The organism is Kitasatospora sp. McL0602, assembly GCF_052076145.1.
Taxonomy (GTDB): Bacteria; Actinomycetota; Actinomycetes; order Streptomycetales; family Streptomycetaceae; genus Kitasatospora.
Genome location: NZ_CP197246.1, coordinates 1,348,747 through 1,373,834, shown reverse-complemented (window position 1 = coordinate 1,373,834; position 25,088 = coordinate 1,348,747). Strand labels below are relative to the sequence as shown.

The following is a 25,088-nucleotide window of genomic DNA, read 5'->3' as shown; positions in this document are numbered from 1 at the left end:
CCCACCTGGAGCCCGAGATGTCCACCCTGCCCGCGAGACCCCACGACGCCGTGGCGCTGGCCGCCGCCGTCGTCAGCAGTGTGATCCTCGCCCACGACCCGGTGGCGCGGGCCGTCGCCCCGGACTACTGGGACTGGTCGGCCGAAGCCCACCACCGCACCGCCGACGCCGTCCTGGCACTGCCCGACCTGCCGGTCGCGGCCGCCGCCGAACGGCTCGCCAAGGACCCGGCGGACGACGGATCGGCCGCCGAACTCGCCGACCTGCTCGGCTCGTTGTTCGGCGGGGCAGCAGGTGCAGCAGGCGCGGCGCGTACGCACGGTCCGGTGGCCGCGCTCGCCGAGACCGCCGCCGAGACCGAGACGCTCTCCCGGCTGCTCGCCAAGCCGGGCCGGGCGGGGGTGCCGGCGGCGGGCGCCGTGCCCGGCGCCGCCGAGTTGCTGGCCGGGCTGCCCCGGCCGCCGCACCGGGGGCGGCACCCCGTCGACGCGGCCGTGGTGATCCCCTACCGGGCGGCCGACGACGCCGAGGGCCGGGTACGTAACCTCGCCGCCGTGCTCGCGGCGCTCGCCGACCAGAGCCACCCGCGCGAGCGGTACCGGGTGGTCGTGGTGGAGAGCGACGCCCGGCCGAGGTGGCGCGAACTCGTCGAGGGGGTGTGCGACACCTACCTCTTCGCCCCCGATCCGGGCCGCTTCAACAAGTCCTGGACGGTCAACGTCGGTGTGGTGCACGGCGCGAGACCGGCCGAGCTGGTCTGCGTGCTGGACGGCGACATCCTGGTCGACCGCGACTTCGTGGCCCGCGCCGTCGAGCGCTTCCGGGAGCCCGGCACCCAAGGGCACTGGCCCTACCGGGACATGCTCTTCCTCGACCCGCAGGCCAGCGTCCGGGCCGTCCGGGCCCGCTGCATCGACGGCCAGGGCGCGGTCGACCAGAGCGTGCACCGTGGCGTCCACCTGCGGCGGCCGCCCGGCGGCTGCGTCTGGCTGCGGGAGTCGTTCTTCAGCCGGATCGGCGGCATGGACGAGCGCTTCTCCGGCTGGGGCGGTGAGGACCAGGACTTCGTCTGGCGGGCCGAACGCTACGGCCCGATGGACCGGCACGCCGACCCGATCGTCCATCTGCACCACGACCGCGCCCCGCACCGGGCCGAGGACGGCGTGCCGTTCTACGAGGAGGTCGAGCAGGCCGGCTTCTGCAGCTGGCCGTGCGACTCGGTGATCGGGCAGCTCGATCGGCACGTGCCCGCAAGCTGAGCCGGGTGCGCGGCGAGCCGTCGAGGGCCTGCTCGCGCCGCCGACCGCGCTGTTCCGGCCGCCCGTCCTGGCCGCGGTGCTGCGGGGGTGAACGGGCGGCCCGCGCGGCTCAGTTCTTCGCCAGGTGCTCCAGGAGGGCGGGCAGCAGGCGCGCCGCGTCGGCCTCCGGCAGCCAGTGGGAGGCGCCGGTGAGCGGGAGGAAGCGGTACGCGCCGGTGACGAACTCCTCCGTCAGCACGGCGGCTTCGATCCCGAGCGCCTGGTCCTCGGTGCCCCAGACGTACAGCGTCGGCACGGCCACCGGCCCGGCCTCCACCAACAGGCCCTTCTCGGTGGCGCGGTACCAGTTGAGCCCGGCGGTGAGCGCGCCGGGCTCGGTGAGCCGCCGGAGGTTGGACTCCAGCAGCCACTCGGGCAGCGCGCCCCGGTAGACGCCGCGCAGCGGCGCCGCGCCGTCCGCGAGCAGCGCCTGCTCGGCGGCGTGCTCCGGTGCGCGGAACAGCCCGACGTACTTCGAGCGCTCCCGCTGCGCCTGCCCGCCGGGGCCGTCCAGCGCCTTGACGAGCGCGCTCGGGTGCGGGGTGGCGAGCACGCTGAGCGTCCGGACCCGGTCCGGGTGGGCGGCGGCCACGGCCCAGGCGACCAGGCCACCCCAGTCGTGGGCGACCAGGTGGAAGTCGTCGGCCCCGAGCGCGTCGGCGAAGCCGAGCACGTCGGCGACCAGCAGGTCGACCCCGTACGCGGAGACCTCCTCGGGGCGGGCGCGGGGGGAGTAGCCGCGCTGGTCGACGGCGACGGCCCGGTACCCGGCCTCGGCCAGGGCGGGCAGCACGGCGTACCAGGAGTCGGCGAACTCGGGGAACCCGTGCAGCAGCAGTACCAGTCTGCCGTCGTCCGGCCCGGCGGCCAGCGCGTCGAAGGTGTGCGGGCCGACTGCTATCTCCAGCCGTTCCACCTGTTCGTCCCAGGGCGTGTGCATGGGTGACTCCTCAGTGTCGGCGTTGTCCCTGCCTTCACCATAACCGGCCCCGACCACCGGGTGGTCGGGGCCGGTTGACCGATGGTCAGGGGAAGGAGACCACGTTCGACGGGGTGGTGGAGGTGCCCGAGGTCGCGGCGCCGGTCGAGTTGACCACGTGGTCGAACTGTCCGTCACCGCCGAGCGAGACGACCAGCAGGTCGTGGAACTTCACGCCGGGGGTGACGGGCGTCTCGAAGGCGTGGTCCATCCGGATGGTCGGGTCGACGTTGAAGTAGCAGTAGCTGCCGAGCCCCCAGCCCTCGTGGGTGCGGACGGTGTCGTCCACCTTGTACGCGGCGAAGCCCCGGGTGCCGCCGTTCTGCACGGCGGCCTGGTTGGGGGCGTCGTAGGCGATCTCGTTCTGGAAGAAGATGGTGCGCCCGCGCTCGCCGGACCACTCGACGTCGTACTTCTTGAAGTGCTCGACGAACAGGCCGGTGGCCAGCACGTCGTTGCCGTGCACGACGAGGCCGTAGTCGGCCGGGTTGACGTCCCAGCCGACGCCGGTGCCGTGGTCGGCGCGCCAGAGCCAGGTGTGGTCGACGATGGTGCTGTTGCTGTTGACGACCACGGCCGTCCCGGCGGAGCCCGCGCCCGCGCCGCCGACCCGCACGAAGACGTCCTGCATGGTGGTCGGGTCGGCCGCGTGGTCGGCGCCCGCACCGTCGGGGCCGATCTGGAGCAGCACCGGCGACTTGACCGCCCCGGCGTCGATCAGCAGCCCGGCCAGCCGGATGCCGTCCACGTCGGCCGTCCGCAGGGCGGTGACGCCGTTGTCGGGGACGAGGGTGGCGAGGCCGAGGCCGAGCACGACGGTGTCGGGCCGGTTCACCGTGACGGGCTGGTCGACGTGGTAGACCCCGGGCGTGAACAGCAGGTTGAGGCCCTGGGCGAGCGCGGCGTTCATGGTCGCGGCGGTGGTGCCGGGCTTGACGACGTAGAACTGGCTGAGCGGCAGCGAGCTGCCGGGGGTGCTTCCGTTCGCCCAGGAGACGCCGACCGCGTCGGTGCGCTTGGCGGGCACGAAGACCCGGTAGTTGCCGCCGCCGTCGAGGTAGAGGTAGGGCTTCTCACGGGAGACGGGCGTCGAACCGAGCGTGGTGTAGGGCGGGTTGGGGAAGCTCTGGGCGGGGGCGCCCTGCACGCCGGAGAAGGTCTGGTTCCAGACGCCGTTGCTGAAGCCGCCGATGGAGCTGTCGCGGGTGTACCACTGCTGCTGCGAGTAGTTGCCGATCTGGCCGTCCACCCGGGAGTCGGCGATGTACCCGCCGCTGGCCCAACCGTAGCCCGCGGGCGAGAGGTTGAGGCCGCCCTTGATGTGCATCCGGCGCAGCGGAGCCGCCTGGGCGACGGCCCAGCGGTCGGTGCCGTTCACGGGGTTGAGTGCGAGGTTCTCGGCGGAGCGCCAGAAGTTCTGGGTGGCGTTGCCGTTGAACCAGCCCGCGTCGACCGTCAGATCGCCGTTGATGGTGGTGTCGTCGGGGTTGAGGCCGAGACCCGAGACGGAGGTGTAGAAGCCGATCTGGGCGTTCAACCCGCCGTTGTACGTGCCGGGTTTGAACAGCAGCGCGTACCGGTCGGTGCCGAACTGGTTGCTCTCCTGCTTGGCGAAGACGGCGTCGACCTTCGCCTGGATGTCCGTCATGCCCGGGTCGAAGACCAGCACGTTCGGCCCGAGATCACCGCCGCCGGGCAGCGGCACGCCGCCTCCGCTACTGGTGTGCACGCCGAACTCCCAGAGCGAGTAGCCGTACTGGGTGCCGCGCGCGGTGCCGTTCATCCGGACGTACCGCCCGGTGCCGTTGACATCGATCGTCTCGTTGCCGCCGGTGCCGCTGCTGGTGGAGTAAAGCGTCGTCCAGGCGGTGCCGTCGGTGGAGGTCTGGAGCTGGTACGACTTCCCGTACGCAGCCTCCCAGTTGAGCACCACCTGGCAGATCTGCTGGGTGGTGCCCAGGTCGACCTGGAGCCACTGCGGGTCGCTGAACGCGGAGGACCAGCGGGTGCCGGTGTTGCCGTCCACGGCGTTGGCGGCCGGGAGGCCGGCGTTCTCGGTGGAGGAGGCGGTGGCCGGGCGTCCCTGGGCGGCGTCGGCGGTGCCGCAGCCGGCGGCTGCCGAGCGGGTGGTCGTGGCGGCGGTCGCGTTGGCGGGCAGCGCGAGTGCGGACGCCGCCAGCAGGGCCAGGCCGAGCAGGGCGGACGTACCGGTACGGGGGCGTGCTGAAGTGAGCCTCACGGGCTTCTCCTGCGATGGGGCGGGTGGGGGACGGGGCGCGGCCGGGCCTCGGCCCGAGCTCACGGAGGGCTCCCTGCCTGGGAGTCTCGGGGCCGCCGACCGGCGGCGTCAACCCCTCGCACCGACTTTCTTCACGCCATGAACTCACTTGGGCGGCAGACACCGTGGGGAGAACGGGGGTCGCGGCCTCAGGACCTGCGGTCCCCGTCCGGCGCCGCCGACGGGTGCGGCGGGGTCGCAGGCGCCCCGCCGTCAGGGGCGGCGGCCGGCGGCAGCGGCGGCGGGCCGACGCGGTTGGCGAGGGCAACGGCGGCGACGGAGGAGTGCACGTCGAGCTTGAGCATCAGATTCTGCACATGGGTGCGGACGGTGTTGGTCGACAGGAAGAGCCGGCGCCCGATCTCGGGGCGGCTCAGGCCCGCGCACAGGCAGCTGAGCACCTCCCGCTCGCGGGCGGTCAGCGCGGCGAGGCGCTCGGCGCCCTCGTCCTGCGCGTCCCGGCGGGTGACCAGTTCGTCGATCACCCGGGTCAGCAGGGGCGGCGGCAGCCAGGTCTCGCCGCGCAGGACACCCCGGATCACCACCAGCAGGTGCTGGAGCGAGCTGTCCTTGGACACCCACCCCCGGACCCCGGCCCGCACCGCCTCGACAGCCAGCGCGTCACTGCGGCCGCCGTCGCTGAGCACCACCACCGGCGCGGCCAGACCCTGCCCCCAGTCGAGGCCGGCCAGGTGCGCCGAGTGCCGCCCGGCGGCGAGCAGGCCGATGTCGGCGACCACCACGTCGGCCCGCCCGGCCTCGGTGAGGCGGTGGACCTCGGCGAGTGTGGTGACGGCCTGGGTCGTGACCCCCGCCTCGTGGAGGCCGGTGGCCAGGACCACGGCGACGGTGCGTCGCCGGTCGGCGACGACGACCCGGATTGCGCCCGACATGCCTTCGAGGCTGCCACGGGCGCTGCGGGGCTGCCAGATGTGGACGAGGGTGGCGGCTTCTGTTTCCCTGGAGAGGAGAAAAGGATCTCCGGGGTGCCACGGGCGGAGGAAGTTCCGCGGATCACCGGGCATCGGCCCGGACAGCCGAAGGGAGGGCCCGCGGTGGTTTCGAGCCAGCACTCCTCCGGCCAGCACTCCTCCGGCGCGCGGTCCGCCCGGCCCGGCGGGAGCCCGGGGGGCAGCAAGGCGGCGCTGGTCGTCGCGGACGCCGAACGGCTGCTCGCCGAGGCCCTGGCACTCGCCCTGACCGGGCGCGGCTACCGTGTCCGGGCCACCGCCACCAGCCGCAGCGGGGTGGTCCGGGCGGTGCTCGCGCACCGGCCCGACGCCTGTGTGCTGGACCTGCGCCTCAGCGACGGCCGGGCGCTGGACTCGATCGAGCTGATCCACCGCTCCGCCCCCGAGGTGCGCATCCTGGCGCTCTCCCGCGACCCGGACCCGGGCTCGGTGGAGCTCGCCGTCGCGGCCGGCGCGGCGGGCTATCTGAGCAAGGACCAGGGCATCGAGGTGCTGGACCGGGCGCTGACCCGGATCGGCGCCGGTGAGCTCTTCGTCGAACCGGCCCTGGCCCTGGAGGCCGCCCGGCTGGCCCGCAGCCGCCGGGGCACCGGGCCGGACTCGCTGCGCTGGCTGACCCACCGGGAGCTGGAGGTGCTGCGGCGGCTCACCGAGGGTGACGGCACGGTGGAGATCGCGCGGGCCCTGAGCATGACCACCAACACCGCCCGCACGCACGTCCAGAACGTGCTGGACAAGCTGGGCGTGCACTCCCGGCTGGAGGCGGTGGCGCTGGCCAACCGTCTCGGCGCGGAGCTGCATCCGAACTGACATGGCTAGGGCACGCTCGTCGGCAGGACGTCCCGGTTGCCGTACTGGGAGACCCAGGCGGCGAGCCGGTCGGTGCCGATGGCCTTCCACAGGGCGGGGGCGCGGTTCGGGTCGAGCGTCAGCGCGCTCTGCCCGTCGATGGTCACGAACTGGCCGAGCGGCGGCCGGACGAAGGTCACCGAGCCGGTGCCGAGACCGCGCAGGCTCAGCGCGAGGTCGCGCAGCTCGCTGTTGGAGAGCTGGTCGTCGACGCTGACGGCGTGGGCCGTGGCGTCCAGCAGGCGGCTGAGGGCGAACGGGTCGGTCAGCGAGACCTGGCCGGCGGCCTTGGTCATCAGGGCGCGCAGGAAGTTCTGCTGCCGGGCGATGCGGTCGAGGTCGCCGCCCGGGAGGCCGTAGCGCTGGCGGACGTAGGCGAGCGCGGTGGCACCGTCCATGGTGTAGGTGCCCGGGGTCCAGTGCCGCTGCTGCTCGGAGTCGTAGCTCGCGTCCGGGATGGTGAGGGTGACGCCGCCGACCGCGTCGGTGAGCGATTTGAAGCCGCTCCAGTCGATGGCGGCGAAGTGGTCGATGTGGATGCCGGTGTACTGCTCGACGGTCTCGATCAGCAGCGGCGGGCCGCCCCAGGAGAAGGCCGCGTTGATCTTGGCCGAGCCGTGGCCGGGGATGGCCACCCAGGTGTCCCGGGGGATGGAGACGACGTACGCCTGCTTACGGTCGGAGCTCAGGTGCAGCACCATGATGGTGTCGCTGCGCTGCGCGCCGTACGCCCATAGCGGGCCCTTGGCGGCGTCGCCGGTGGTCGGGAGGTCGGACCGGGCGTCGAGGCCGACCAGGACGAAGTTCAGCGACTTGCCCGCCTCGGGGGGCTTGACCGGGCGGGAGGACGAGGGGGTGGTCGGGAGGGCGCCGGAGATGCGCTGCACCTGGCCGGCGTAGTGGTTGGTGCCCCACCAGAGGCCGCCGACGCCGAGCAGGACCAGCCCGAGCAGCACGGCGAGGGCGGAGATCAGGATGCGGCGGCGCCTGCGGTGGCGGTTCATCAGAAGTCGTCCGGGTAGGGGGCGGAGGCGGCGATCGCGGCCAGCGGGCGGGGCAGCGGGGCCGGCCGGGGCGCGGGGAAGCCGGGCAGCAGACGGGCCAGCCGGCGGCGTACCTCGGGGGCGTCGTTGCGGGCGGCCGCCGCGTACAGGCCGGGCAGTTCGGTGGCGAGGTCGGGGCGGTCGGGGGAGGCGGTCGCGTGGATGCGGGGGTGCGCGGTGGGGCGGCGGCGCTCGTGGGCGGCGAAGAGCGTCTCGTTGAGCTTCTCGCCGGGCCGCAGGCCGGTGAAGCGGATCTGCAGGTCGGGCGCGTTCACCTGTTCGGCGTAGGTGCGCACCAGGTCGAGGATGCGGACGGGCTCGCCCATGTCGAGCACGAACACCTCCCCGCCGGTCGCCAGCCGGGAGGCCTCCAGCACCAGCCCGGCGGCCTCCTCGATGGTCATGAAGAACCGGGTCATATCCGGGTGGGTGACGGTCACGGGCTGCCCCGAGCGCAGCTGTTCGGCGAGCACGTCGAGCAGCGAGCCCCGGCTGCCGAGCACGTTGCCGAAGCGGACGGCGGTGAAGACGCAGGGCGAGGCGGGCGCGTTCTGGACGATCAGCTCCGCCAGCCGTTTGGTCGCGCCGAGGACGGAGACCGGGTCGGCCGCCTTGTCGGTGGAGATCAGGACGAAGCGTTCGACGCCCGTCCGGGCGGCCGTGCGCACCAGGTGCTCGGTGCCGAGCACGTTCGACTTCACGCCCTCGCAGGGGTGGTGTTCGAGCATCGGCAGGTGCTTGTGCGCGGCGGCGTGGAAGACCACCTCGGGGCGCAGGTCGCGGAAGACCTGGAGCAGCCGGGCGCGGTCGCGGATGTCCGCGACGACCACGTCGTCGTCGTGCAACGAGGAGCCGTAGAGCTCCAGTTGGAGGCGGTGCAGGTTGGATTCGTCGTGGTCGAGCAGGTAGAGGCGGCTCGGCCCGAAGCCGTAGACCTGGCGGCACAGCTCGCTGCCGATCGAGCCGCCGGCGCCCGTCACCAGCACCCGGCGCCCGGCGATCACCCGGCGGGCCCCGGCGCTGACCACGTGCACCTCCTGGCGGCCGATCAGCCGGTTGACGTCCAGGCTGCGCAGGTCGCCGCCGACCACGTCGCGGCGCAGTGCGGCGACGAAGGACGGCAGGTACCGCACGGTGCACCCGGCGTCGTTCCCGGCCGCCGTCACCTCGTGGAAGCGCTCCGGCGGCAGGCCGGGGACGGCCACCACGACGACCTCCACCCCGTGGGCCCGCGCCACCGCGCCGGTGTCGGCCAGCGTGCCGAGCCGGGGGAGGCTCTCGTTGCCCTGCTTTCCGGGGTCGTCGTCGACGAAGCCGACCGGTTCGAGGCCGTACTCGGGCACCCGGAGCAGATCCCTGGCCAGTGCCCAGCCCGCCTCGCCGGCGCCGACGATCAAGGTGCGGAGTCCTGGCGGTGCGGTGGTCATGACGGGGCCTTCCCGAGGTCGGCGAGCGCCGCGCAGACCCGGTCGACCTGGGCCTCGGTGAGGCCGGGGTGCAGGGGCAGCGAGAGCAGCTCGGGGAAGAGCGCGTCCGCGCCGGGCAGGCCCTCCGGCGGGCGCAGCGCGGTGCGCCGCAGGTAGCCGAGCCGGTGCAGCGGGATGAAGTGCACCGAGCTGCCGATGCCGAGCTCGGCGAGGCGCAGCACCAGCCGGTTGCGGCGCAGCGGGTAGCCGGGCCGGACCCGGACGACGTACAGGTGCCAGGCGTGCAGGCCGTCGGTGGGCGGCTCGGGCAGCACCAGGCCGGGGACTTCGCGGAGCCGGGCGGTGTAGCGGGCGGCGAGGTGGGCGCGGCGCTGCTGCCAGCCGGGCAGGTGGCGCAGCTGGGCGCGGCCGATCGCGGCCTGGAGGTCGGTCATGTTGGCCTTCAGCCCGGCCTCCTCGACGGAGTACTGCCAGGAGCCGCCCGGCAGGTGCCGCCGCCAGGCGTCGGTGGACATGCCGTGCAGCCGGGCCCGGCGGCAGTGCCCGGCGAGGTCGTCGTCGTCGGTGGTGATCATGCCGCCCTCGCCGATCGGCAGGTTCTTGGTGGCGTAGAAGCTGAAGCAGGCGGCCCGGGTCAGTGCCCCCACCGGGCGGGCGCCGAGGTGGGTGCCGAGCGCGTGCGCGGCGTCCTCGACCACCCGGTACGGCGGCAGCCCGGCGGCCTCGCCGAGTTCGCGCAGGGGCGCCGGGGCGCCGCCGTAGTGCATCGCCATCATCGCCTCCGGCCTCCCGAACGCCCGCACGGCCCGGGAGACCGTCGCCGCCGAGGGCATGCCCGTCGCCGGTTCGACATCGACCAGCAGCGGGCGCAGACCCGCGTGCAGCACCGCCTGGGCGGCGCCGCAGAACGTCAGGTCCGGTACCAGCACCACCCCGCCCGGCGGCAGCCGCATCCCCCGCAGCACCAGCTCCAGCGCGGCCGTGCAGGAGCTCACGGCCACCGCGTGCCGGGCGCCGACGTACTCGGCGAACTCGTCCTCGAAGGCCTGTGCCTGCGGGCCCGTGGTGACCCAGCCCGACTCCAGCACCACCCGTGCGGCTTCCCGCGCCTCGGCGCAGATCTCCGTACGGGCGAACGGGACGGACAGGTCGTCAGCGGGCGGCAGTCGCACGGTGGTGATGCCCCGGGGTGAGGTCGAGGTGCTCATCGGCGCGACTCCTTACGTGTGGTGGTGGTACTCGCAACCTAGGCAGCGCGGGCGGGCCGAGGATCCGATGGCAGGACGACTTCTCGTACGCCATCTGTTGGTCGGGCCCGGCTGCCCGCGACGGGGCGGGTTACGGTGCCGGGGGAGGTACCGCAAGGTGAGCCGTCACGTACGCCCCGGTCTGTTCGACGGCGTCGGCTGGAGCGCGATCGCGCAGGCCGCGCCGCTGGTGGTGAACGTCGCGCTGATGCCGTACCTCGTCACCCGGCTGGGCGTGGACCGCTTCGGCGTCTGGTCGCTGATCCTGGTCTTCCTGTGGAGCTTCACGACGCTGGACGGCGGCGTCAGCGCCTCGCTGGCCCGGTTCTTCTCCGTCCACCGGGCCCGCCGGGACCGGGCGGGGACGGGCCGCCTGCTGGTCGGCGCGCTGCTAGTGCTGCTCACCGTCGGGGTGCTCGTCACGGGCGTCTGTCTGCTGCTCCTGCCCGCCGCCAGTGGTTCGCACATCCCCGCGCCGCTGCACCGCGAGGCCGCCGAGGTGCTGCGCCTGCTGGGCCCGCTCGTCACCCTCGCGCTGCTCAGCAACTCCGCGACGGCGCTGCTCCAGGCGAATGCGCGGTTCCGGGGCCTGGCGGGTGTCACCCTCACCTCGTGCGCGGTGTACGCGGCGGCGGTGCTGCTGCTGGTCGGCCCGTCCGGCACGCTCCCCGCGCTGGCCGCCGCCACCGCGCTGCGGTTCGCCGTCCTGCTGGTCGGCGGGCTGGCGCTCGGTGCCCGGCACTTCACGCTGCACCGCCCGCTGCTGCCGCCGAAGGCGGAACGCCGGGAGTTCGGCGGCTACGCCCTGCGGATGCAGCTCTCCGGGTTCACCGTCTTCCTCAACGGCGAGATCGACGCCTTCGTGATCGCCGCCGTGCTGCCCGTCCGGTACGTGGGCGTCTACGCCGCCGGGTACCAGGCGGCCGCCGCGCTGCGCAGTCTCCCGCTGTACGCCTTCCCGCCCCTGCTCACGCGGCTGACCACCCGGTACGAGCAGCAGGGCCTGCCCGGCGCCGTCGGGCTGTTCCACTCGCTCCAGGCCCGGTGGCTGCCCGCCGTGCTCGGCTACGGCGCGGTGACGACCGTCGCGGTGCTCTTCGCGGTGCCGGTCTGGCTCGGCCCCGGCTTCGCGCTCGGCGGGGCCGTCGCGGCGACGCTGCTCGCGGGCTACAGCCTGCACGTCGCCCTCACGGGCATCCGCACCTGCTTCGTCCGGGCGGTCGGCCGCCCCGGGCTGGAGACCCGCTACTCCTGGTACGCGACCGTGGTCAACACCGTGCTCACCGTGCCGCTCGCGCTGCTGTTCGGGGTGGTCGGTGTGGTCGCCGCCACCGCGATCGGCCTGATCGCCGGGTCCTGGTACTTCGTGGTGCTCTGCCGCCGGCTGGCAGGCCTGCACGAGCAGCGGGCCCCGCGCCGCTGGGCGTACGCGACCGGGCTCGCGGTGCTCGTGACGGCGGCCGGCGAGCTGCCGGTCGCCCGCTCCGGCTGGCACGGCACGGCCGCGCTGCTGCTGACCGGGCTCCCCGCGCTGGCCGGGCTCGCGCTGCTCGCCGCCGTGGCGGTCGGTGCGCCGGGCAGTGAGTCGGGCAGTGAGCCGGGGGCCGGGGCGGCGGTCGAGGAGCCGGCCCCGGTGGCGGCCGAGAAGCTGGGAGGCGCGTGATGGCGAGAGTCCTGCTGCTCTGCCAACTGGACGGCTATGCAAATCAGTTGAAGCCCGTCGAGGTGGAGCGCTTCCTCCGTGAGCGCGGCCACGAGGTGCAGGTGGTCGACACCTCCCTGCTCAGCCGGTCGACGACGAGCCGCCGCCTCCCCGGCCGCAGCGCCCGGCAGGCCGCGCTGTTCGCGGTCGAGGGCGCCGCCCGGCTCGTCCGCCGCCACGAGCTCACCCGGCGCCACCTCTCCCACCCGGCCCTCCGCGCCGACCAGCGGCTGCGCCGGGGCATCCTGCGAGCCACCCTGCCGCTCGCCGGTTTCGACCTCGTCATCTGCGAAGAGCCCTACGACGCCTGGGTGTTGGTCGACGCCCCGAAGTCCCTCTACGACTGCCCGACCCCCTGGGCCGACGAGCTGTTCCACGAGGGCAGGCTCACCCCGCGCCAGCACCGCGCCATGCGCCGCAACGAGGCGCGGCTCTTCGAGACCGTCGACCACCTCGCCTTCCACTGGGAGTCCTACGCCCGCTACGCGAAGCTGCACTACGGCATCAGCGGCCGCAACCTGCTGACCCTCAACTTCGGCTGCACGCCCGCCGACCGGCGGGCCGTCTTCGCCGACCCGCCACGGATCGCCTACCTCGGCTCGCTCGGCTCCCGTTTCATCGACCTGCCGCTGCTCGCCCGGCTCAGCCGCCGCTACCCCGTCGACGTCTACGGCGGCCCGCCGCCCGACCCGGCCCTCGGCCTGAACCACCGTGGCTACGCGGCCCCCGGCATCCTCGCCGAGTACCAGCTCGGCCTGATCACCTGCACCCGCGACGAGCTGCGCCGCGAGGGCTTCTCGGCCAAGCACCTGGAGTACCTCGCGCACGGCCTGCCCGTCCTCGTCCCCGCCTGGCGGCGTGGGCTGGGCGGCCTGCGCGGCTCGGTGGCGTACGAGGAGGAGACCTTCACCGAGGTCGTCGCCGGGCTCGGCCGGGCGGCCGAGTGGCAGCGGCTCAGCGACGAGGCGTACGCCGAGGCACAGCGGCTGGCCTGGGACGAGACGCTGCGCCCGTTGGAGTGGTTGCTCGGAGACTGACGGCGGTGGCGTGCGCGCCGGAGGGCCGAGCGGGGGGCACCGGGGAGGGCAGCCGGACCTTCGCCGTCACCGGCAGCAGGGCGGTGGCGACCAGGGTGAACGTCAGCCAGTCGCTGATGCCGAAGGACCACGGCCGCTCCAGGCAGGCGGCGACCAGCACCGGGGTCAGCAGGCAGGAGGCCAGGGCGAGGCCCTGGCGCCCGCCGCGCAGCAGCAGGTAGGCCAGCAGGGCGAGGAAGAGCACCAGGCCGGTCAGCCCGCCCGCGTACAGCACGTCGATCCACTGGTTGTGCGGTGAGTACGTCAGCGCGACGGGGATCTGGCCGACGTGGTACAGATCGCCCCAGGCCTTCGCGCCGAAGCCGAACAGCGGTGAGCCGGGCAGCTGTTCACGCGCCACGGCCCAGAACTGCGCGCGCTGGGAGAACGACTCCGGGGCGAAGGGCAGGAACGGCAGCATCAGCCCGACGGCCGCCGCCGCGCCCGCCGCGCCCAGGGCGCGGGCCGGGCGGAGGCGCCGGGGGCCGTCCTCCGGCAGGTGCGGGCGCAGGACCAGCAGGAGCAGCAGCGCGACGGCGGCCGTCACGATCGCCTGCCTGCTGCCGGTCGCCACCACCACGGCCGCGACGTAGCAGGCCAGCACCACCCGGACGCGCCCGCGCAGCCCCAGCCAGACGAACGGGACGGAGAGCGCCAGGGCCAGGCCGAAGGTGTTCTCGTTCGGGAACACCCCCGTGTACAGCACGCCGAGCACGCCGCACTTGTCCGACCGGCAGTCGCGGAAGACGTCCTGGGCCCGGAGCAGCGCCCGCAGGCCGCCGAGCACCGTCAGCAGCAGGCCGCAGGCGGCCGCTCCGAGGAAGGCCGGGCGGCCCGGCCGGGCGACGGCGGCCGCCAGCAGGACGGCCAGCAGCACGACCTGGCGGCTGGCGAAGATCTGGTGCCCGTTCAGGCCGTCGGAGACGGCGGTGACCAGGCAGATCGCGGCGGCGATGAGCGGCGCGACGTTGACCTTGGCCCGCCCCGAGCAGCACCGGACCACGAAGAACACCAGGCAGGCGGCCAGCAGCGTGGCGTTCGCGGCCTGGTCGAGCCGGTAGGCGGTGGCGGAGAGGCCCACCTGCACGGTGCCGAAGGCGTCCGTGGCGGGGGTCTGCTGGGCCGCGAGCGAGGCGAGGGCGGTCGGCAGGCTGGCGGCGAGACCGGCCAGCAGGACGAGACTCGACGTCAGGTCCCAGTCGCCGTGCCCGACCGCCCGGCCCAGGCCCAGCCCGGCCGGCACCAGGGCCAGCAGGGCCGTGATGCCGAGCAGCAGGGCGAGCACCTGGGGAGACATGAGGAGGGCTCAGGTCCGGCGCTCGGGGGCGGGCTGCGGGCTGCCGTTCACCAGGACGGAGGTGTGCGGCGGCTCGTGCCAGGGGGTGGCGGACTGCGCCCGGGGGCTGGTCCGCTGCGAGGGGCCGGCCCGGGTGGGCGTCATGGTCAGCACGACACCGAGGACGTGTGCGTCGACGGCCGCCAGGCTGTCCAGCGCCCGGCGGGCCGGGGCCCGCTTCGTGCGGCCGCTGCGGACCACCAGCAGGGCGTCGCCCGCCTCGGCGGCCAGCACCGCGCCGTCGGCGAACGGCAGCAGCGGCGGACTGTCCAGCACCACCAGATCGGCCTGCTCCTCCAGCCTGCGGAGCAGCCCGCCGAGCGCCGGGGAGGCCAGCAACTGGGCCGGTTCGCCCGCCGGTTCGCCCGCCGTCACCACCCGCAGCAGCCCGCCGCCCCAGTCCTGCAGCGCGGCCGACAGCCCCGCCCGCCCGGCCAGCAGCTGGCCGAGCCCGACGGCCCCGGGCAGGCCCAGGTACTCCGCCAGCCTCGGCCGGCGCAGGTCACCCTCGACCAGCACCACCCGGCGGCCCGTCCGGGCCAGGCTCACCGCCAGGTCGACGGCGGTCGCCGTCCGGCCCTCGTCGGGCAGCGCACTCGTCACCACGACCGAGCGGGGGCGGTGGTCACCGCCCAGATAGCGGATGTTGGTGCACAGCTGGCTCAGCGCCTCGGCCCGCTGCGACCCCTCCGCCTCCGGCAGCTGCCGGACCCGGCGCAGCGCCGGGTCGGCCGGGACGCTGCCGACGGTCGTCAGGCCGAGCCCGGTCCGGACGTCCTCGCGGCTCTTCATGCGGGTGTCCAGCGCGCTGCGCAACAGTGCGCCGCTCACCCCGACGCCCAGCCCCGCCAGCACCCCGATGCCTAGGTACAGCACGGGCTGCGGGCTGGCGGGGGAGGTCGGCGCGGCGGACGGGCCGACCACGCTGACCTTCACCAGCGCGGAGCCGTTCGGGGAGGACTGCTCGATCTGGGCCACGAACTGGGTGAACTGCTCGGCCGTCGCGTTGGCGATCGCCTGCGCCCGGGTGGGGGAGGCGTCCGTCACCTTGATGTCGATCAGCACCGTGTCGAGCGGCGCCGTCGCGCTGATCTGCTTCGCGAGGCGCTCGGGCGAAGTGTGCAGGCCGAGCGCGGTGACCACCCGGTCGACCACCGGCGGGCTGTTGACGATCTGGGTGTACGACTTCACCCGCTCCTGCGAGAACAGGCCGCCCTGGTAGGCGTTGGCACTGCTCACGTCGCTGGTCGCGACGAAGAGCTGGGCGTGCGCGTTGTACGTCCTGGTGGTCAGCGCGATCGCCGCCACCGCCGCCAGCAGGCCCGCCAGCAGGCAGACCCCCACCAGGCGCCACCGCTCACGCAGCACCCGGGCGTAGTCACGTAGCTCCATCAGGCAGCCCTCCTTGGCCAGGCCCCTCCACGCTACGGAGCACACCGGGGCGGGCGGATGCGGTGTCGGCGGGACTTCCGCTACGTCATTCGGGGGAGAGCCATCTGCGGACCCAGGGGCGCGGGGAACTGCGCGAAATCGGAAGGAACCGGACCGTCACTCCCGATTTCGCGCAGTTCCCCGCGCCCCCGGCGGGCTGGCCGGCTGCGTGAGGCTTACTGCGCGCCGGGGTAGTACGCGATGATCTCTGCAGGGTTCAGGGCGCTGTCGCTGCGGCGGCCGAGGAAGTAGCAGGCGCCCGCGCTGTCCGCCGCGTACGGGGGCGGGACGAGGGCGTCGAGCCAGCGCAGCCAGGACAGCAGGGCGCGGACGGCCCGCCCGGCGAGGGCCGAGCGGCACAGGCCCCGGGCGAGGTGGTCGAGGCTCCAGAGCAGTTGGGTGCCGGGGCCCGTCACGGTGCCGGCGTCCAGCTGGGTGAAGCGGCGGAAGAGCCGGCGGTGCCCGCTGGGGGTGAAGCGGGTGAAGTCGTACGGCCCGGCGTGGACCTGCTGGAGGAAGGGCGTCTCGGCGTACACCAGCCCGTCGCACCGCAGCACCCGGTGGATCTCGGCGACCACCTCCTCCGGCGCGAGCACGTGCTCCAGCACCGCCTGCACCACGACCGCGTCGACCGAGCCGTCGGCCAGCGGGATGCGGTGCGCGTCGGCGACGAACTGGGTGAGCGGGCTCACCGCGAGGTCGAAGGCGATCACCCCGAGGCCGGGCGCGGTGTACAGCGCGCCCACCCCGTTGCCCACGGTGGCGCCGCCGACCACCAGCACCACCGGCCCGGCACCCGGCAGCAGGGTGGTCAGCCGGGCGATGTTCCGCTCCGCGACCCGGTTGACCGGCTTCCAGAGCCGTCGGAGCACCCGCGGCAGCCGATCGCCGAGCGCCGGAGCGAGGGCCGCCCGCCCCAGCTCGGAGCGCCGCAGCACGCTCTGCTCGAAGTCCACCAGCACCGGCAGGCCCCCGGCCGACGGGAACTCCAGCGCGCACCCCGGCGCACCGCACCGCAGGCCGCTGCTGGGCCCGCTGCTGGGCCCGCTGCTGGGCCCGCTGCTGGGCCCGCTGCTGGGCCCGCGCACCAGCGGCGAGCGGCAGCGCGGGCAGACCAGCAGTTCGGCGACGGCCTCCGGCTCCAGCAGCGGCATGCGGCTCCTCCCTGCCCCGGACGCAGGCTTTCTCGTCCGATTGCGGGAGCCGCAGCGCACGCGGCTCCGGTTTGCTGAGTCCCATACAGATCTGAGTCTCGTATAGATCTGAGTGTCGTACAGACTTCGGAGCCGGAGATGGAGAGCCGTATTCGCACCTGCGTGGTCACCCCGTACGGGCGGGGTGCGGGCAGTGCACGCGTGCGGGTGTTCGAGTGGCTGGACCGTGCGCCGGAGCTGGCCGGTGACGACTTCCAGCTCAGCAGCTACCTCTCCCGCCGGGACGCCGCCCCCGCGCAACTGGCCCGCCGCCCGGTCGCCGTGGCACGGGCCGAGCTGCGGCTGCGGGCGCTCGCCGCCGACCGGCCGTACCGCCTGCTGCTCCACCGGGAGGCCTCCCCACTCAGCCGGGGTGGCCTGGAACGGCGGCTGATCACCCGTTCGGAGTTCGCGGTCTACGACTTCGACGACGCCCTCCAGTGGGACCAGGGCGACGGCGGCCTCGCCCGGCGGGTCGCGCCCAAGGCGGCGAAGGCGGTGCTCGCCGTCGCCTGCGCCGACCGGGTCGTCGCCGGGTCGCCCGTGCTCGCCGACTGGGCCTCGGCCCGCCACCACGACGTGCGGCTGATCCCGAGCTGCGTCGCGCCGCAGAGCTACCGGCGCAAGAGCGGGTACGCGCTGCACGACCCGCCTCGGCTCGGCTGGATCGGCTCGCCCGGCAACGAGCCGTACCTGCTGATGATCGCGGACGCGCTGGCGGAACTTCACCGCCGCACCGGCGCCCGGCTCACCCTGATCGGCACCACCCGCCGCACACTCGGCCCGCTGGAGGCCCTGATCGACCGGGTCGCCTGGTCCGAGAGCGTCCAGCGGCACACCCTCGCGGAGCTCGACCTCGGCCTGATGCCCGTCCCCGACACCCTCTACAACCGGGGCAAGTGCGGGTACAAGCTGCTGCAGTACGGCGCCGCCGCCCTCCCGGCCGTCGCCAGCCCCGTCGGGGTGAACGCCGACCTGCTGGCGCACTTCGGCCTGCCCGGCCCCCGGGGCACCGACGAGTGGGCGGACGCCCTGCTCGGCCTGCTCGACGGCCCCGCCACCGTCCGCGCCGCCCTCGGCGCCCGCGCCCGCGACATCACCGACCGGCACTACTCCTACCGGGCCTGGCTGCCCGCCTGGCGAGCCGCCCTGGAACTTGAGGCCGCGTCATGAACGGCCCCGCTCCGCTGGTGGGCCCCGCTTCCACAGTCGACATCGTGATCGTCAACTGGAACACCGGGGAGCTGCTGCGCACCTGCCTGCGCTCGATCGAACGCACCGACCGGTCCGTCCTCGACGTCCACCGGGTCGTCGTCGTCGACAACGCCTCGCACGACGACTCCGCCGACACCCCCACCAGCCTCCCGCTCACCACCCTGCGCAACCGCCGCAACCGGGGCTTCGCGGCCGCCTGCAACCAGGGCGCCGCCCGGAGCACCGCCGACTACCTGCTCTTCCTCAACCCCGACACCGAGCTCTACCCCGACACCCTGCGCGCCGTCGGCGACTTCCTGCGCGGCCCGGCCGCCGACGGGGTCGGCATCTGCGGGGCCCGTGTCCTCGACGCGGACGGCGCACCCGGCATCTCCTGCTCCCGCTTCCCCACCCTCGCCGGCTACCTCGGCCGGACGGCCGGTCTCGACCGCGCCCTACCCACGTTCTTCCCACCGCACCACCTCCGGCCCACCGAGCTGCGGAGCTCCCGCCGGGTCGACCAGGTGATCGGCGCGTTCTACCTCGTCCGGCCGCAGCTCTTCCGGGAGTTGGGCGGCTTCGACGAGCGCTACTTCCTCTACCTGGAGGAGGTCGACTTCGCGCTCCGGGCCCGCCGGCTCGGCTGGCTCTCGTACTTCGTCGCCGAAGCCCGCATCCGGCACATCGGCAACGCCAGCTCCGACCAGATCCGCAGCCGACGGCTCTTCTACTGGCTGCGCAGCCGCCGCCTCTACGCCGCCCGCCACTGGCCGCCCTGGCAGGCGCGGCTGCTCACCGCGCTGAGCCTCACCGCCGAACCCGCCGCCCGGCTGGCGCGGGCCGCCCTGCGCCGCAGCCCCACCGAGGCCCGGGAGACCGTCGCCGGGTACGGCGCGTACCTGCGTTGGCTGCTGCACCCGGCCCGCGCCGGTACGATCGACGCCCTCCGGAGCCGGTGATGGACGCCGTCCCGATCGGACCGGCCCGGCGGGCGCTCGACCTCGCGCTCGGCCTCCCCGCGCTGGCGCTGCTGCTGCCGCTGCTCGCCGGGCTGGCGCTGCTCGTCCGCATCACCAGCCCGGGGCCCGCGCTCTTCCGCCAACTCCGGGTCGGCGCAGGGGGAGAGGAGTTCACCCTCTACAAGTTCCGCTCGATGCGCACCGGCGCCGCCGGGCCCGAGGTGACCACCGCGACGGACCCCCGGGTCACCCGGATCGGGCACACCCTGCGCGACACCAGCCTGGACGAACTCCCACAGCTCATCAACCTCGTACGCGGCGACATGACGCTGGTCGGCCCGCGCCCCGAGACCCCCGGCCTGGCCTGCCGCTACCCCGCCGACTGCCGCTGGGTCTTCGCCCACCGGCCCGGCCTCACCGGCCCCGTCCAGCTGCGTGCCACCGAACTCGCCGCCCCACCGGCCGAGTCGGCGGGTGACCCGGAGACGTACTACCTCGACGTGCTGGTGCCGCGCCGGGTCGCCCTGGACGCGCAGTTCCTCGCCGCGCCGAGCCTGCACCGGGTGCTCGGGCTGGTGCTGCGCACCGCCGGGCGGGTCGCCGCCTCGGTGGGCTCGGCCCTGAGCCGCTGAGCGCTCCGGCCGGTCAGTTGCCTGTCAGTCGTGTATCAGCCGTCGTCAATCGGAGGAGGTGGTCCTGGTGCGGACAATCGTGACCGGGGCAGCCGGATTCATCGGATCGCACCTGTGCGAGCACCTGCTCGCGAGCGGTGACGAGGTGGTCGGCATCGATGCGATGACCGACTACTACGACCCGATCCGCAAGGAGCGCAATCTCGAACTCCTCGTGGGCCGACCGGGGTTCAGATTCCAGCGCGGTGATCTGCTCGCCCTCCCGGCGGGCGGCCTGGCCGGGGCCGACGTGGTCTACCACCTCGCCGGTCAGCCGGGCGTCCGCGCCTCCTGGGGCGCGCAGTTCGCCGACTACGTCGACCGCAACGTCCGGGCCACCCAGCACCTGCTGGAGACCGCCCGGGGCGAGCCCGGCCTGCGCAAGCTGGTGTACGCGTCCAGCTCCTCCGTCTACGGCGACGCGGAGACCTACCCCACCACCGAGAGCCTGCGCCCCCGGCCGGTGTCCCCGTACGGCGTCACCAAGTTGGCGGCCGAGCACCTGTGCGAGCTCTACCGCACCTGCTTCGCCGTGCCGACCGTCTCGCTGCGCCTGTTCAGCGTCTACGGCCCGCGCCAGCGGCCGGACATGGCCTTCGCCCGGCTCGTCCCGGCCGCGCTCGCCGGCACGCCCTTCCCCCTGCACGGCGACGGTGAACAGAGCCGCGACTTCACCTACGTGCGGGACGTCGTCACCGCCATGCGGCAGGCGGCGCTCAGCAGTTGGTGCGGCGTTGCCAACATCGGCGGCGGCGAGCAGGTGACGATGAACCAGGTCATCGACATCGTCGGCGCCCTGGCCGAGCCGGTGCTGATCGACCGGCTGCCCGACCAGCACGGCGACGTGCGCCACACCGCCGCCGACACCGCCCTCGCCCGCGCCGCCTTCGGCTACCGGCCCGTCACCCGCGTCCGGGAGGGCCTGGCCGCGATGGTCCGCGCCGAGCGCGAGCTGCTCGCCCTTTCGAGGGTGGCGTGATGGCGCACTGGCCCACCGCACCCCGCACCGTGGTATCCGCCGCCCTGCTCCCGCCCCAGCCCGGCCCGCCCCGGGTCAAGGTGCTGCACGTGATCACCCGCTTCTGGGCCGGAGCCGGCGGCAACACCCTGCTGACAGCTGTCGGCACCGACCCGGAGACGTACGAGGTGTGGATCGCCGGGGTGCCGGGCGGCGGCCTCTGGGAGCGGGCCCGCGCCGCCGGGGTGCGGACGGTCGAGATCCGGGGCTTCCGTGAAGTGCTGACCCCTGTGGATGTGTTGGTGCTGGTCCGGCTGGTTCGGCTGATCCGGCGGGAGCGGTTCACGGTCGTGCACACGCACTCCGCGAAGGGCGGCTTCCTCGGCCGGATCGCCGCCTGGCTCTGCCGCACGCCCGTCGTCGTGCACACCTTCCATGGGCTCAGCTTCCACGACCGGATGCCGCCGCTGCGCCGCTTCGCGTACCGGCGCCTGGAGCGGCTGCCGCGCCGCTGCACCCACGCCTTCCTCGCCGTGGCACCGCAGCTCGCCCGGGAGGTCGTCGAGCAGCGGCTCGCGCCGCCGGGCAGGGTGGAGGTGGTGCCCTCGGCAGTCGAGCTGGACGGCATCCCGATGGGCTACGACCCAGCCCTGCGGCGGGAGTTGGGTATCCCGGAGGGTTCCCCGCTGATCGGCACCGTCGGCCGGCTCGACCGGCAGAAGGCACCCTCGGACTTCGTCCGGATGGCTGCCCGGGTGCGGGTGGGCCACCCCACCGTCGAGTTCGTCATGGTCGGCGGTGGGCCGCTGGAGAGCGAAGTCCGCACGCTCGCGGACGAGTTGGGCGTCCGACTGCACCTGACGGGCTACCGGGCGGATGCCGCCGGGCTGGTCGCCGGGCTCGACGTCTTCGTCATCTCCTCGCTCTACGAGGGGCTCGGCCGCGCCCTCACCGAGGCACTCGCCGCCGCCCGCCCGACGGTCGCCACCTGCGTCAACGGCATCCCCGACCTCGTCCGCCCCGGCGCCACCGGCCTGCTCGCGCCGGTCTCCGACCCCGAAGCCCTGGCCCGGTGCGTCGGTTGGCTGCTCGACCACCCGGCCGAGGCGGCGGCGATGGCCCGGCAGGGCCAGGAGCTGGTGCGGGAGGGCTTCACGCCGGAGGCGATGTGCGCGGCCGTCGACCGCTGCTACCGCCGTCTGCTCGGCCTGCCGACCCCGGCCGCCCGGGTGGAGATCCGGGCACTGTCCGTCAACGGCACTCGTTCACACGTTGGTTGATGGCTCACGGCCGGGGTGCCTTCTCGCCATGGACGGCGGTGTACTCGGCCGCCAGCCACGGCCCGAGATCCTCGACCATCATCCGCAGGGCGTCCGGGTGGGGCGTCCGGGCCGCCGCCGCGGCCTGCCGCATCTGCCCGGCCCGCTCCGGGTAGTAGCGGCCGAACACCTCGGCGGATTCGGCGAGGTCGCTCGTCCAGCCGCCCCAGCGCGGCATCACCAGCGTCAGCCCCGTCCGGACGATCCGGCGGCCCACCGCGCGGTTCAGGCGGGTGAGGTCGGCGGTGGCCAACTGCTCGCGCCAGCGCGGGAGCGCGAGGTGCAGATCGCCGTTGGTCTCGCGGGCGAGCAGCGAACTGGGCCGGTAGTGGGGGAGCTGCTCGGCGAGGTCCGCGCCGAGCAGTGGGGTGCAGAGGCAGGCCACGAACCAGCCCAGATCGTGGCGTTCGAGCTCGCTGAGCACCGTGTCGGCGTCGAAGAGCAGGATCCCGACGCCGTCGATCTGCGGGAAGGCCCGGTCGAGTTGCGCCGCCAGGGCGTCGGCGTCGGCCCGGTCGGCCAGGGTCGGCGGGCGGTGCAGCACGAGCAGCAGATCCAGGTCGGAGCTGCCGGGCCGGGCGGTGCCGCGCGGGATGCTCCCGTACAGGTAGGCGCTGTGCAGGCGCGGCACGCCGAAGACCTCGGCCGTCCGCAGCCGGGCCGCGTCCACCACGGGGGCGAACTCCTGCGACACCCGGCTCAGCGAGCCCTCCCGGGCGATGAAGCCCTCGTCGTCCAGGCCTTTGATTGTCATGTCCCCCACTGCCTTTCCCGCCACCTGCTGGCCGAAAAACACTACTGGTGACGCGCTGCGTACTTTGCGTAGTATCGCCTGCGCACTAGTGAAGATCATCTTACGAGGGGGAACCATGGGCGAGAGTACGCAGGCCGCACCGGCGTTGGGCACGCTGCTGGCGGCGTTGGCACAGGCGCCGGAGACGGCGGGCAAGTTCGACTCCTGGGTCGGTGGCGGGTCCAACGAGCCGCTCACCACCGAGGAGGTCACCGCGCTCCTCCCCGCCGAGACGCTGGCCACCCTGGCCGAGCAGGCCGGTGTGAGCGAGGCGGAGGCGGCCGCGAGCCTGGCGGTGGAGATCCCGGCCCTGGTCGACGCGATGCCCGCCGAGGCGATCGAGGCATTCCGGGGCCCGGGGCGGATCGCGGCCCTGACCCCGGCCGAGCTGGTGGCCGCCGAGCAGCTCGCGGTACTGACCGAGCAGTTGGCGGCAGTCCTGCCCGAGGGCTCCTCCTGGCTGGGTGAGGGCGCCAACCAGCCGATCACCGAGGAGCAGGTGCGGCAGGCCTTCGGTGACGAGACGCTCGCCGAGGTGGCCGAGGCACGTGGCGAGGACGTCGCCGAGGTCACCCGGCAGTTGGCGACCACCATGCCGGCCTTCATCGACGCGGTCTCCCCCGACGGCGTGGTCGACCTGGACCTCCTGCTCCTCATGCTGACCCAGGAGGACGTGATCATCGTCGAGGGAACCCCCGCCTGACAGCCTCCGGCGCCACACCGCACGGACCGCAGACCAACTCCTCCTGGGGGACAGCAAGATGCTGACGCTCAACACGAACATCATGTCGCTCACCACGCAGAACTACCTGAACATCACCGGCTCGACCATGGGCGTCGCAGCCGAGCGCCTTGCCTCGGGCAAGCGCATCGTCTCGTCCAAGGACGACGACGCCGGGCCGGCCGTCTCCGACCGGATCGCGTCGCGGAACAGCAACGAGGCCGTCTCCCTCGCCCAGACCACCGAAGGCGCGCTCAAGGAGGTCACCAACAACCTGCAGCGCATCCGGATGCTCACCGTGCAGGCAGCCAACGGGATCTATGCGGTGGCCGATCGTGCCGCGATCCAGCAGGAGGTCGCTCAGCGCCTCGAGGCCATCGACACGATCTCGCAGCAGACCCAGTTCAACGGGATCAAGGTGCTCGCGAAGAACACCAGCATGAACTTCCAGACCGGCGCGAACGACGGCGACATCATCGCCGTCGCGATGAAGATGCTGAACGTCAACACCCTGGGCCTGGAAGGATACGACGTCAGCAAGACCCTCGTCTTCACCTCCTCCGACGACCCGACCCGGGCCACCTGCACCGGTGACGACGGAACTGTGCAGACCGTCGCCGTCACCGACGCCACGGACGACCCCGAGTACCTGCTCGACCCGCTGTCCCGGATCGACTCGGCACTGACCGAGGTCAGCGGCCTCCGGTCGATTCTCGGCGCGGTGCAGAACAGGTTCGAGTCCAACATCAGGACGCAGGACACCGGCGTGGTGAACCTGAGCGCAGCACGCGAGCGCATCGAGGCCACCGACTACGCCCTGGAGACCGCGAACTACACCCAGGCCAGCATCCTCCAGCAGGCCGGTATCTCCGTGCTCGCCCAGGTCAACGCCCAGCCGAAGAACATCCTGCCGCTGCTCCAGCAGCTCGGCTAGCGGCAGCGGAGCGCCCCGGTCCGGACACCGGGGCGTGCCGCTGGACGACTCCGGCTCCCGGTCACGAGGCCGGCATCAGCACCGTGTCGATGATGTAGACCGTGGCGTTGGCGGTCTGGACGTTGCCGCAGAGGACCTTGGCGTTGCCGTTGACGGTGAAGTCCGCACCGGAGCCGGTGACGTTGAGGTCGGAGCCCTGGAGGGTCTTGTGGGTGCCGGCCAGTGCGGTCGGGGCGAGCCTGGTGGGGCTGACGTGGTAGGTCAGGATCTTGGTGAGCATCGCCTTGTCGGCGAGCACCGAGGCGAGGGTGTCCTTGGGGAGCTTGTTGAAGGCGTCGTTGGTCGGGGCGAAGACGGTGATGTTCTGGGCCGAGTTGAGGGTGTCGACCAGACCGGCCTGCTTCACGGCGGTGACCAGGGTGGAGAGCAGCGGGTTGTTCGACGCGGCGGTGGCGACGGGGTCCTGCGCCATCCCGGAGAAGCTGCCCGCGCCGTCCTTCGGCACCGCCGCGCAGGCCGCTCCGAAGGGCTGGTCGCTCGCGGTCGAGGCGGAGGAGGTCGACGGGGCAGCGGAGTTGGCGGCGTTCGAGGTCGAACTCCCGCTGCTGGAGCAGGCGCTGAGGCTGACGGCGAGACCGGCGGCCGCGCAGAGGGTGGCCAGCGTCTTGGTGCGGGTGGTGGTCATGGCGGTACTCCTTGAGAGAGGTGT

At 73.7% G+C, this 25,088-nt stretch carries 22 protein-coding genes; 11 read left to right on the top strand and 11 right to left on the bottom strand.

What is annotated here, in order from left to right:
- Nucleotides 1-17 precede the first annotated feature (17 nt).
- Entirely contained in the window at nt 18-1,259 is a 1,242-nt protein-coding gene (locus ACR68M_RS06430; RefSeq protein ID WP_441249454.1) for a glycosyltransferase, read from the top strand.
- A 109-nt stretch (nt 1,260-1,368) separates the two neighbouring features.
- On the opposite strand, the gene ACR68M_RS06425 is transcribed toward ACR68M_RS06430, so the two are convergent.
- The 3 genes from ACR68M_RS06425 to ACR68M_RS06415 all read right to left on the bottom strand — a co-directional run bounded on the left by ACR68M_RS06425 (nt 1,369) and on the right by ACR68M_RS06415 (nt 5,448).
- Nucleotides 1,369-2,238: an alpha/beta fold hydrolase gene (locus tag ACR68M_RS06425; protein WP_441249453.1), complete on the bottom strand. Its 870-nt coding sequence runs from the start codon at nt 2,236-2,238 to the stop codon at nt 1,369-1,371.
- Nucleotides 2,239-2,323: 85 nt separating this feature from the next.
- Nucleotides 2,324-4,516, bottom strand: a complete 2,193-nt coding sequence (locus ACR68M_RS06420) for a discoidin domain-containing protein (RefSeq protein WP_441249452.1) — start codon at nt 4,514-4,516, stop codon at nt 2,324-2,326.
- A 188-nt stretch (nt 4,517-4,704) separates the two neighbouring features.
- On the bottom strand, nt 4,705-5,448 hold the full coding sequence (locus ACR68M_RS06415) for a LuxR C-terminal-related transcriptional regulator (protein WP_441249451.1): 744 nt from the start codon (nt 5,446-5,448) through the stop codon (nt 4,705-4,707).
- A gap of 162 nt (nt 5,449-5,610) precedes the next feature.
- Between ACR68M_RS06415 and ACR68M_RS06410 the strand changes: the two genes are divergently transcribed.
- Nucleotides 5,611-6,336: a LuxR C-terminal-related transcriptional regulator gene (locus ACR68M_RS06410; RefSeq protein ID WP_441249450.1), complete on the top strand. Its 726-nt coding sequence runs from the start codon at nt 5,611-5,613 to the stop codon at nt 6,334-6,336.
- A gap of 5 nt (nt 6,337-6,341) precedes the next feature.
- Here ACR68M_RS06410 and ACR68M_RS06405 read toward each other — a convergent pair whose 3' ends face one another.
- The 3 genes from ACR68M_RS06405 to ACR68M_RS06395 are packed head-to-tail and all read right to left on the bottom strand — an operon-like array spanning nt 6,342 to nt 10,053.
- A complete protein-coding gene (locus ACR68M_RS06405; protein WP_441249449.1) occupies nt 6,342-7,379 on the bottom strand; it encodes an LCP family protein in 1,038 nt (345 codons plus the stop codon).
- Nucleotides 7,379-8,845, bottom strand: a complete 1,467-nt coding sequence (locus ACR68M_RS06400) for a polysaccharide biosynthesis protein (RefSeq protein WP_441249448.1) — start codon at nt 8,843-8,845, stop codon at nt 7,379-7,381. Before ACR68M_RS06400 ends, ACR68M_RS06405 begins: the two co-directional genes overlap by 1 nt.
- Nucleotides 8,842-10,053 carry a DegT/DnrJ/EryC1/StrS family aminotransferase gene (locus tag ACR68M_RS06395; RefSeq protein ID WP_441249447.1) on the bottom strand — a complete coding sequence of 404 codons (1,212 nt, stop codon included), beginning with the start codon at nt 10,051-10,053 and terminating at the stop codon, nt 8,842-8,844. The genes ACR68M_RS06400 and ACR68M_RS06395 overlap by 4 nt, the downstream gene beginning before the upstream one ends.
- Nucleotides 10,054-10,210: 157 nt before the next feature.
- On the opposite strand from ACR68M_RS06395, the gene ACR68M_RS06390 reads away from it, so the two are divergent.
- Both ACR68M_RS06390 and ACR68M_RS06385 read left to right on the top strand, forming a co-directional pair.
- Nucleotides 10,211-11,755 (top strand): lipopolysaccharide biosynthesis protein, encoded by a 1,545-nt coding sequence (locus tag ACR68M_RS06390; RefSeq protein WP_441249446.1) that lies wholly within the window; start codon nt 10,211-10,213, stop codon nt 11,753-11,755.
- Nucleotides 11,755-12,831 (top strand): hypothetical protein, encoded by a 1,077-nt coding sequence (locus tag ACR68M_RS06385; protein ID WP_441249445.1) that lies wholly within the window; start codon nt 11,755-11,757, stop codon nt 12,829-12,831. Before ACR68M_RS06390 ends, ACR68M_RS06385 begins: the two co-directional genes overlap by 1 nt.
- Here the strand turns inward: ACR68M_RS06385 and ACR68M_RS06380 are convergent.
- The 3 genes from ACR68M_RS06380 to ACR68M_RS06370 form a co-directional block, all read right to left on the bottom strand.
- On the bottom strand, nt 12,749-14,167 hold the full coding sequence (locus ACR68M_RS06380; protein ID WP_441249444.1) for an O-antigen ligase family protein: 1,419 nt from the start codon (nt 14,165-14,167) through the stop codon (nt 12,749-12,751). The two genes, ACR68M_RS06385 and ACR68M_RS06380, sit on opposite strands and share 83 nt — an antisense overlap.
- A 9-nt stretch (nt 14,168-14,176) precedes the next feature.
- Nucleotides 14,177-15,598 carry a polysaccharide biosynthesis tyrosine autokinase gene (locus ACR68M_RS06375; protein WP_441249443.1) on the bottom strand — a complete coding sequence of 474 codons (1,422 nt, stop codon included), beginning with the start codon at nt 15,596-15,598 and terminating at the stop codon, nt 14,177-14,179.
- Nucleotides 15,599-15,813: 215 nt separating this feature from the next.
- On the bottom strand, nt 15,814-16,791 hold the full coding sequence (locus ACR68M_RS06370; RefSeq protein WP_441249442.1) for a class I SAM-dependent methyltransferase: 978 nt from the start codon (nt 16,789-16,791) through the stop codon (nt 15,814-15,816).
- Between the two features lie 138 nt (nt 16,792-16,929).
- Between ACR68M_RS06370 and ACR68M_RS06365 the strand changes: the two genes are divergently transcribed.
- The 5 genes from ACR68M_RS06365 (at nt 16,930) to ACR68M_RS06345 (ending at nt 21,892) form a co-directional block, all read left to right on the top strand.
- On the top strand, nt 16,930-18,003 hold the full coding sequence (locus ACR68M_RS06365; protein WP_441249441.1) for a glycosyltransferase: 1,074 nt from the start codon (nt 16,930-16,932) through the stop codon (nt 18,001-18,003).
- A 44-nt stretch (nt 18,004-18,047) separates the two neighbouring features.
- Complete coding sequence (locus ACR68M_RS06360; RefSeq protein ID WP_441249440.1) at nt 18,048-18,983, top strand: glycosyltransferase family 2 protein; 936 nt, start codon at nt 18,048-18,050, stop codon at nt 18,981-18,983.
- Nucleotides 18,983-19,615, top strand: coding sequence for a sugar transferase (locus ACR68M_RS06355; protein ID WP_441249439.1), 633 nt, complete (start codon nt 18,983-18,985; stop codon nt 19,613-19,615). Before ACR68M_RS06360 ends, ACR68M_RS06355 begins: the two co-directional genes overlap by 1 nt.
- A 67-nt stretch (nt 19,616-19,682) precedes the next feature.
- Entirely contained in the window at nt 19,683-20,633 is a 951-nt protein-coding gene (locus ACR68M_RS06350; RefSeq protein WP_441249438.1) for an NAD-dependent epimerase/dehydratase family protein, read from the top strand.
- Complete coding sequence (locus tag ACR68M_RS06345) at nt 20,633-21,892, top strand: glycosyltransferase (protein WP_441249437.1); 1,260 nt, start codon at nt 20,633-20,635, stop codon at nt 21,890-21,892. Before ACR68M_RS06350 ends, ACR68M_RS06345 begins: the two co-directional genes overlap by 1 nt.
- 4 nt (nt 21,893-21,896) lie before the next feature.
- Here ACR68M_RS06345 and ACR68M_RS06340 read toward each other — a convergent pair whose 3' ends face one another.
- Nucleotides 21,897-22,685, bottom strand: coding sequence for a nucleotidyltransferase domain-containing protein (locus tag ACR68M_RS06340; RefSeq protein ID WP_441249436.1), 789 nt, complete (start codon nt 22,683-22,685; stop codon nt 21,897-21,899).
- A 115-nt stretch (nt 22,686-22,800) separates the two neighbouring features.
- On the opposite strand from ACR68M_RS06340, the gene ACR68M_RS06335 reads away from it, so the two are divergent.
- Together ACR68M_RS06335 and ACR68M_RS06330 are read left to right on the top strand one after the other, a co-directional pair.
- Nucleotides 22,801-23,427 carry a YidB family protein gene (locus ACR68M_RS06335; RefSeq protein ID WP_441249435.1) on the top strand — a complete coding sequence of 209 codons (627 nt, stop codon included), beginning with the start codon at nt 22,801-22,803 and terminating at the stop codon, nt 23,425-23,427.
- A gap of 58 nt (nt 23,428-23,485) precedes the next feature.
- Nucleotides 23,486-24,379 carry a flagellin N-terminal helical domain-containing protein gene (locus tag ACR68M_RS06330; protein WP_441249434.1) on the top strand — a complete coding sequence of 298 codons (894 nt, stop codon included), beginning with the start codon at nt 23,486-23,488 and terminating at the stop codon, nt 24,377-24,379.
- 61 nt (nt 24,380-24,440) lie between these two features.
- Here the strand turns inward: ACR68M_RS06330 and ACR68M_RS06325 are convergent, their stop codons facing one another.
- Nucleotides 24,441-25,064 carry a fasciclin domain-containing protein gene (locus ACR68M_RS06325; protein WP_441249433.1) on the bottom strand — a complete coding sequence of 208 codons (624 nt, stop codon included), beginning with the start codon at nt 25,062-25,064 and terminating at the stop codon, nt 24,441-24,443.
- Nucleotides 25,065-25,088 lie beyond the last annotated feature (24 nt).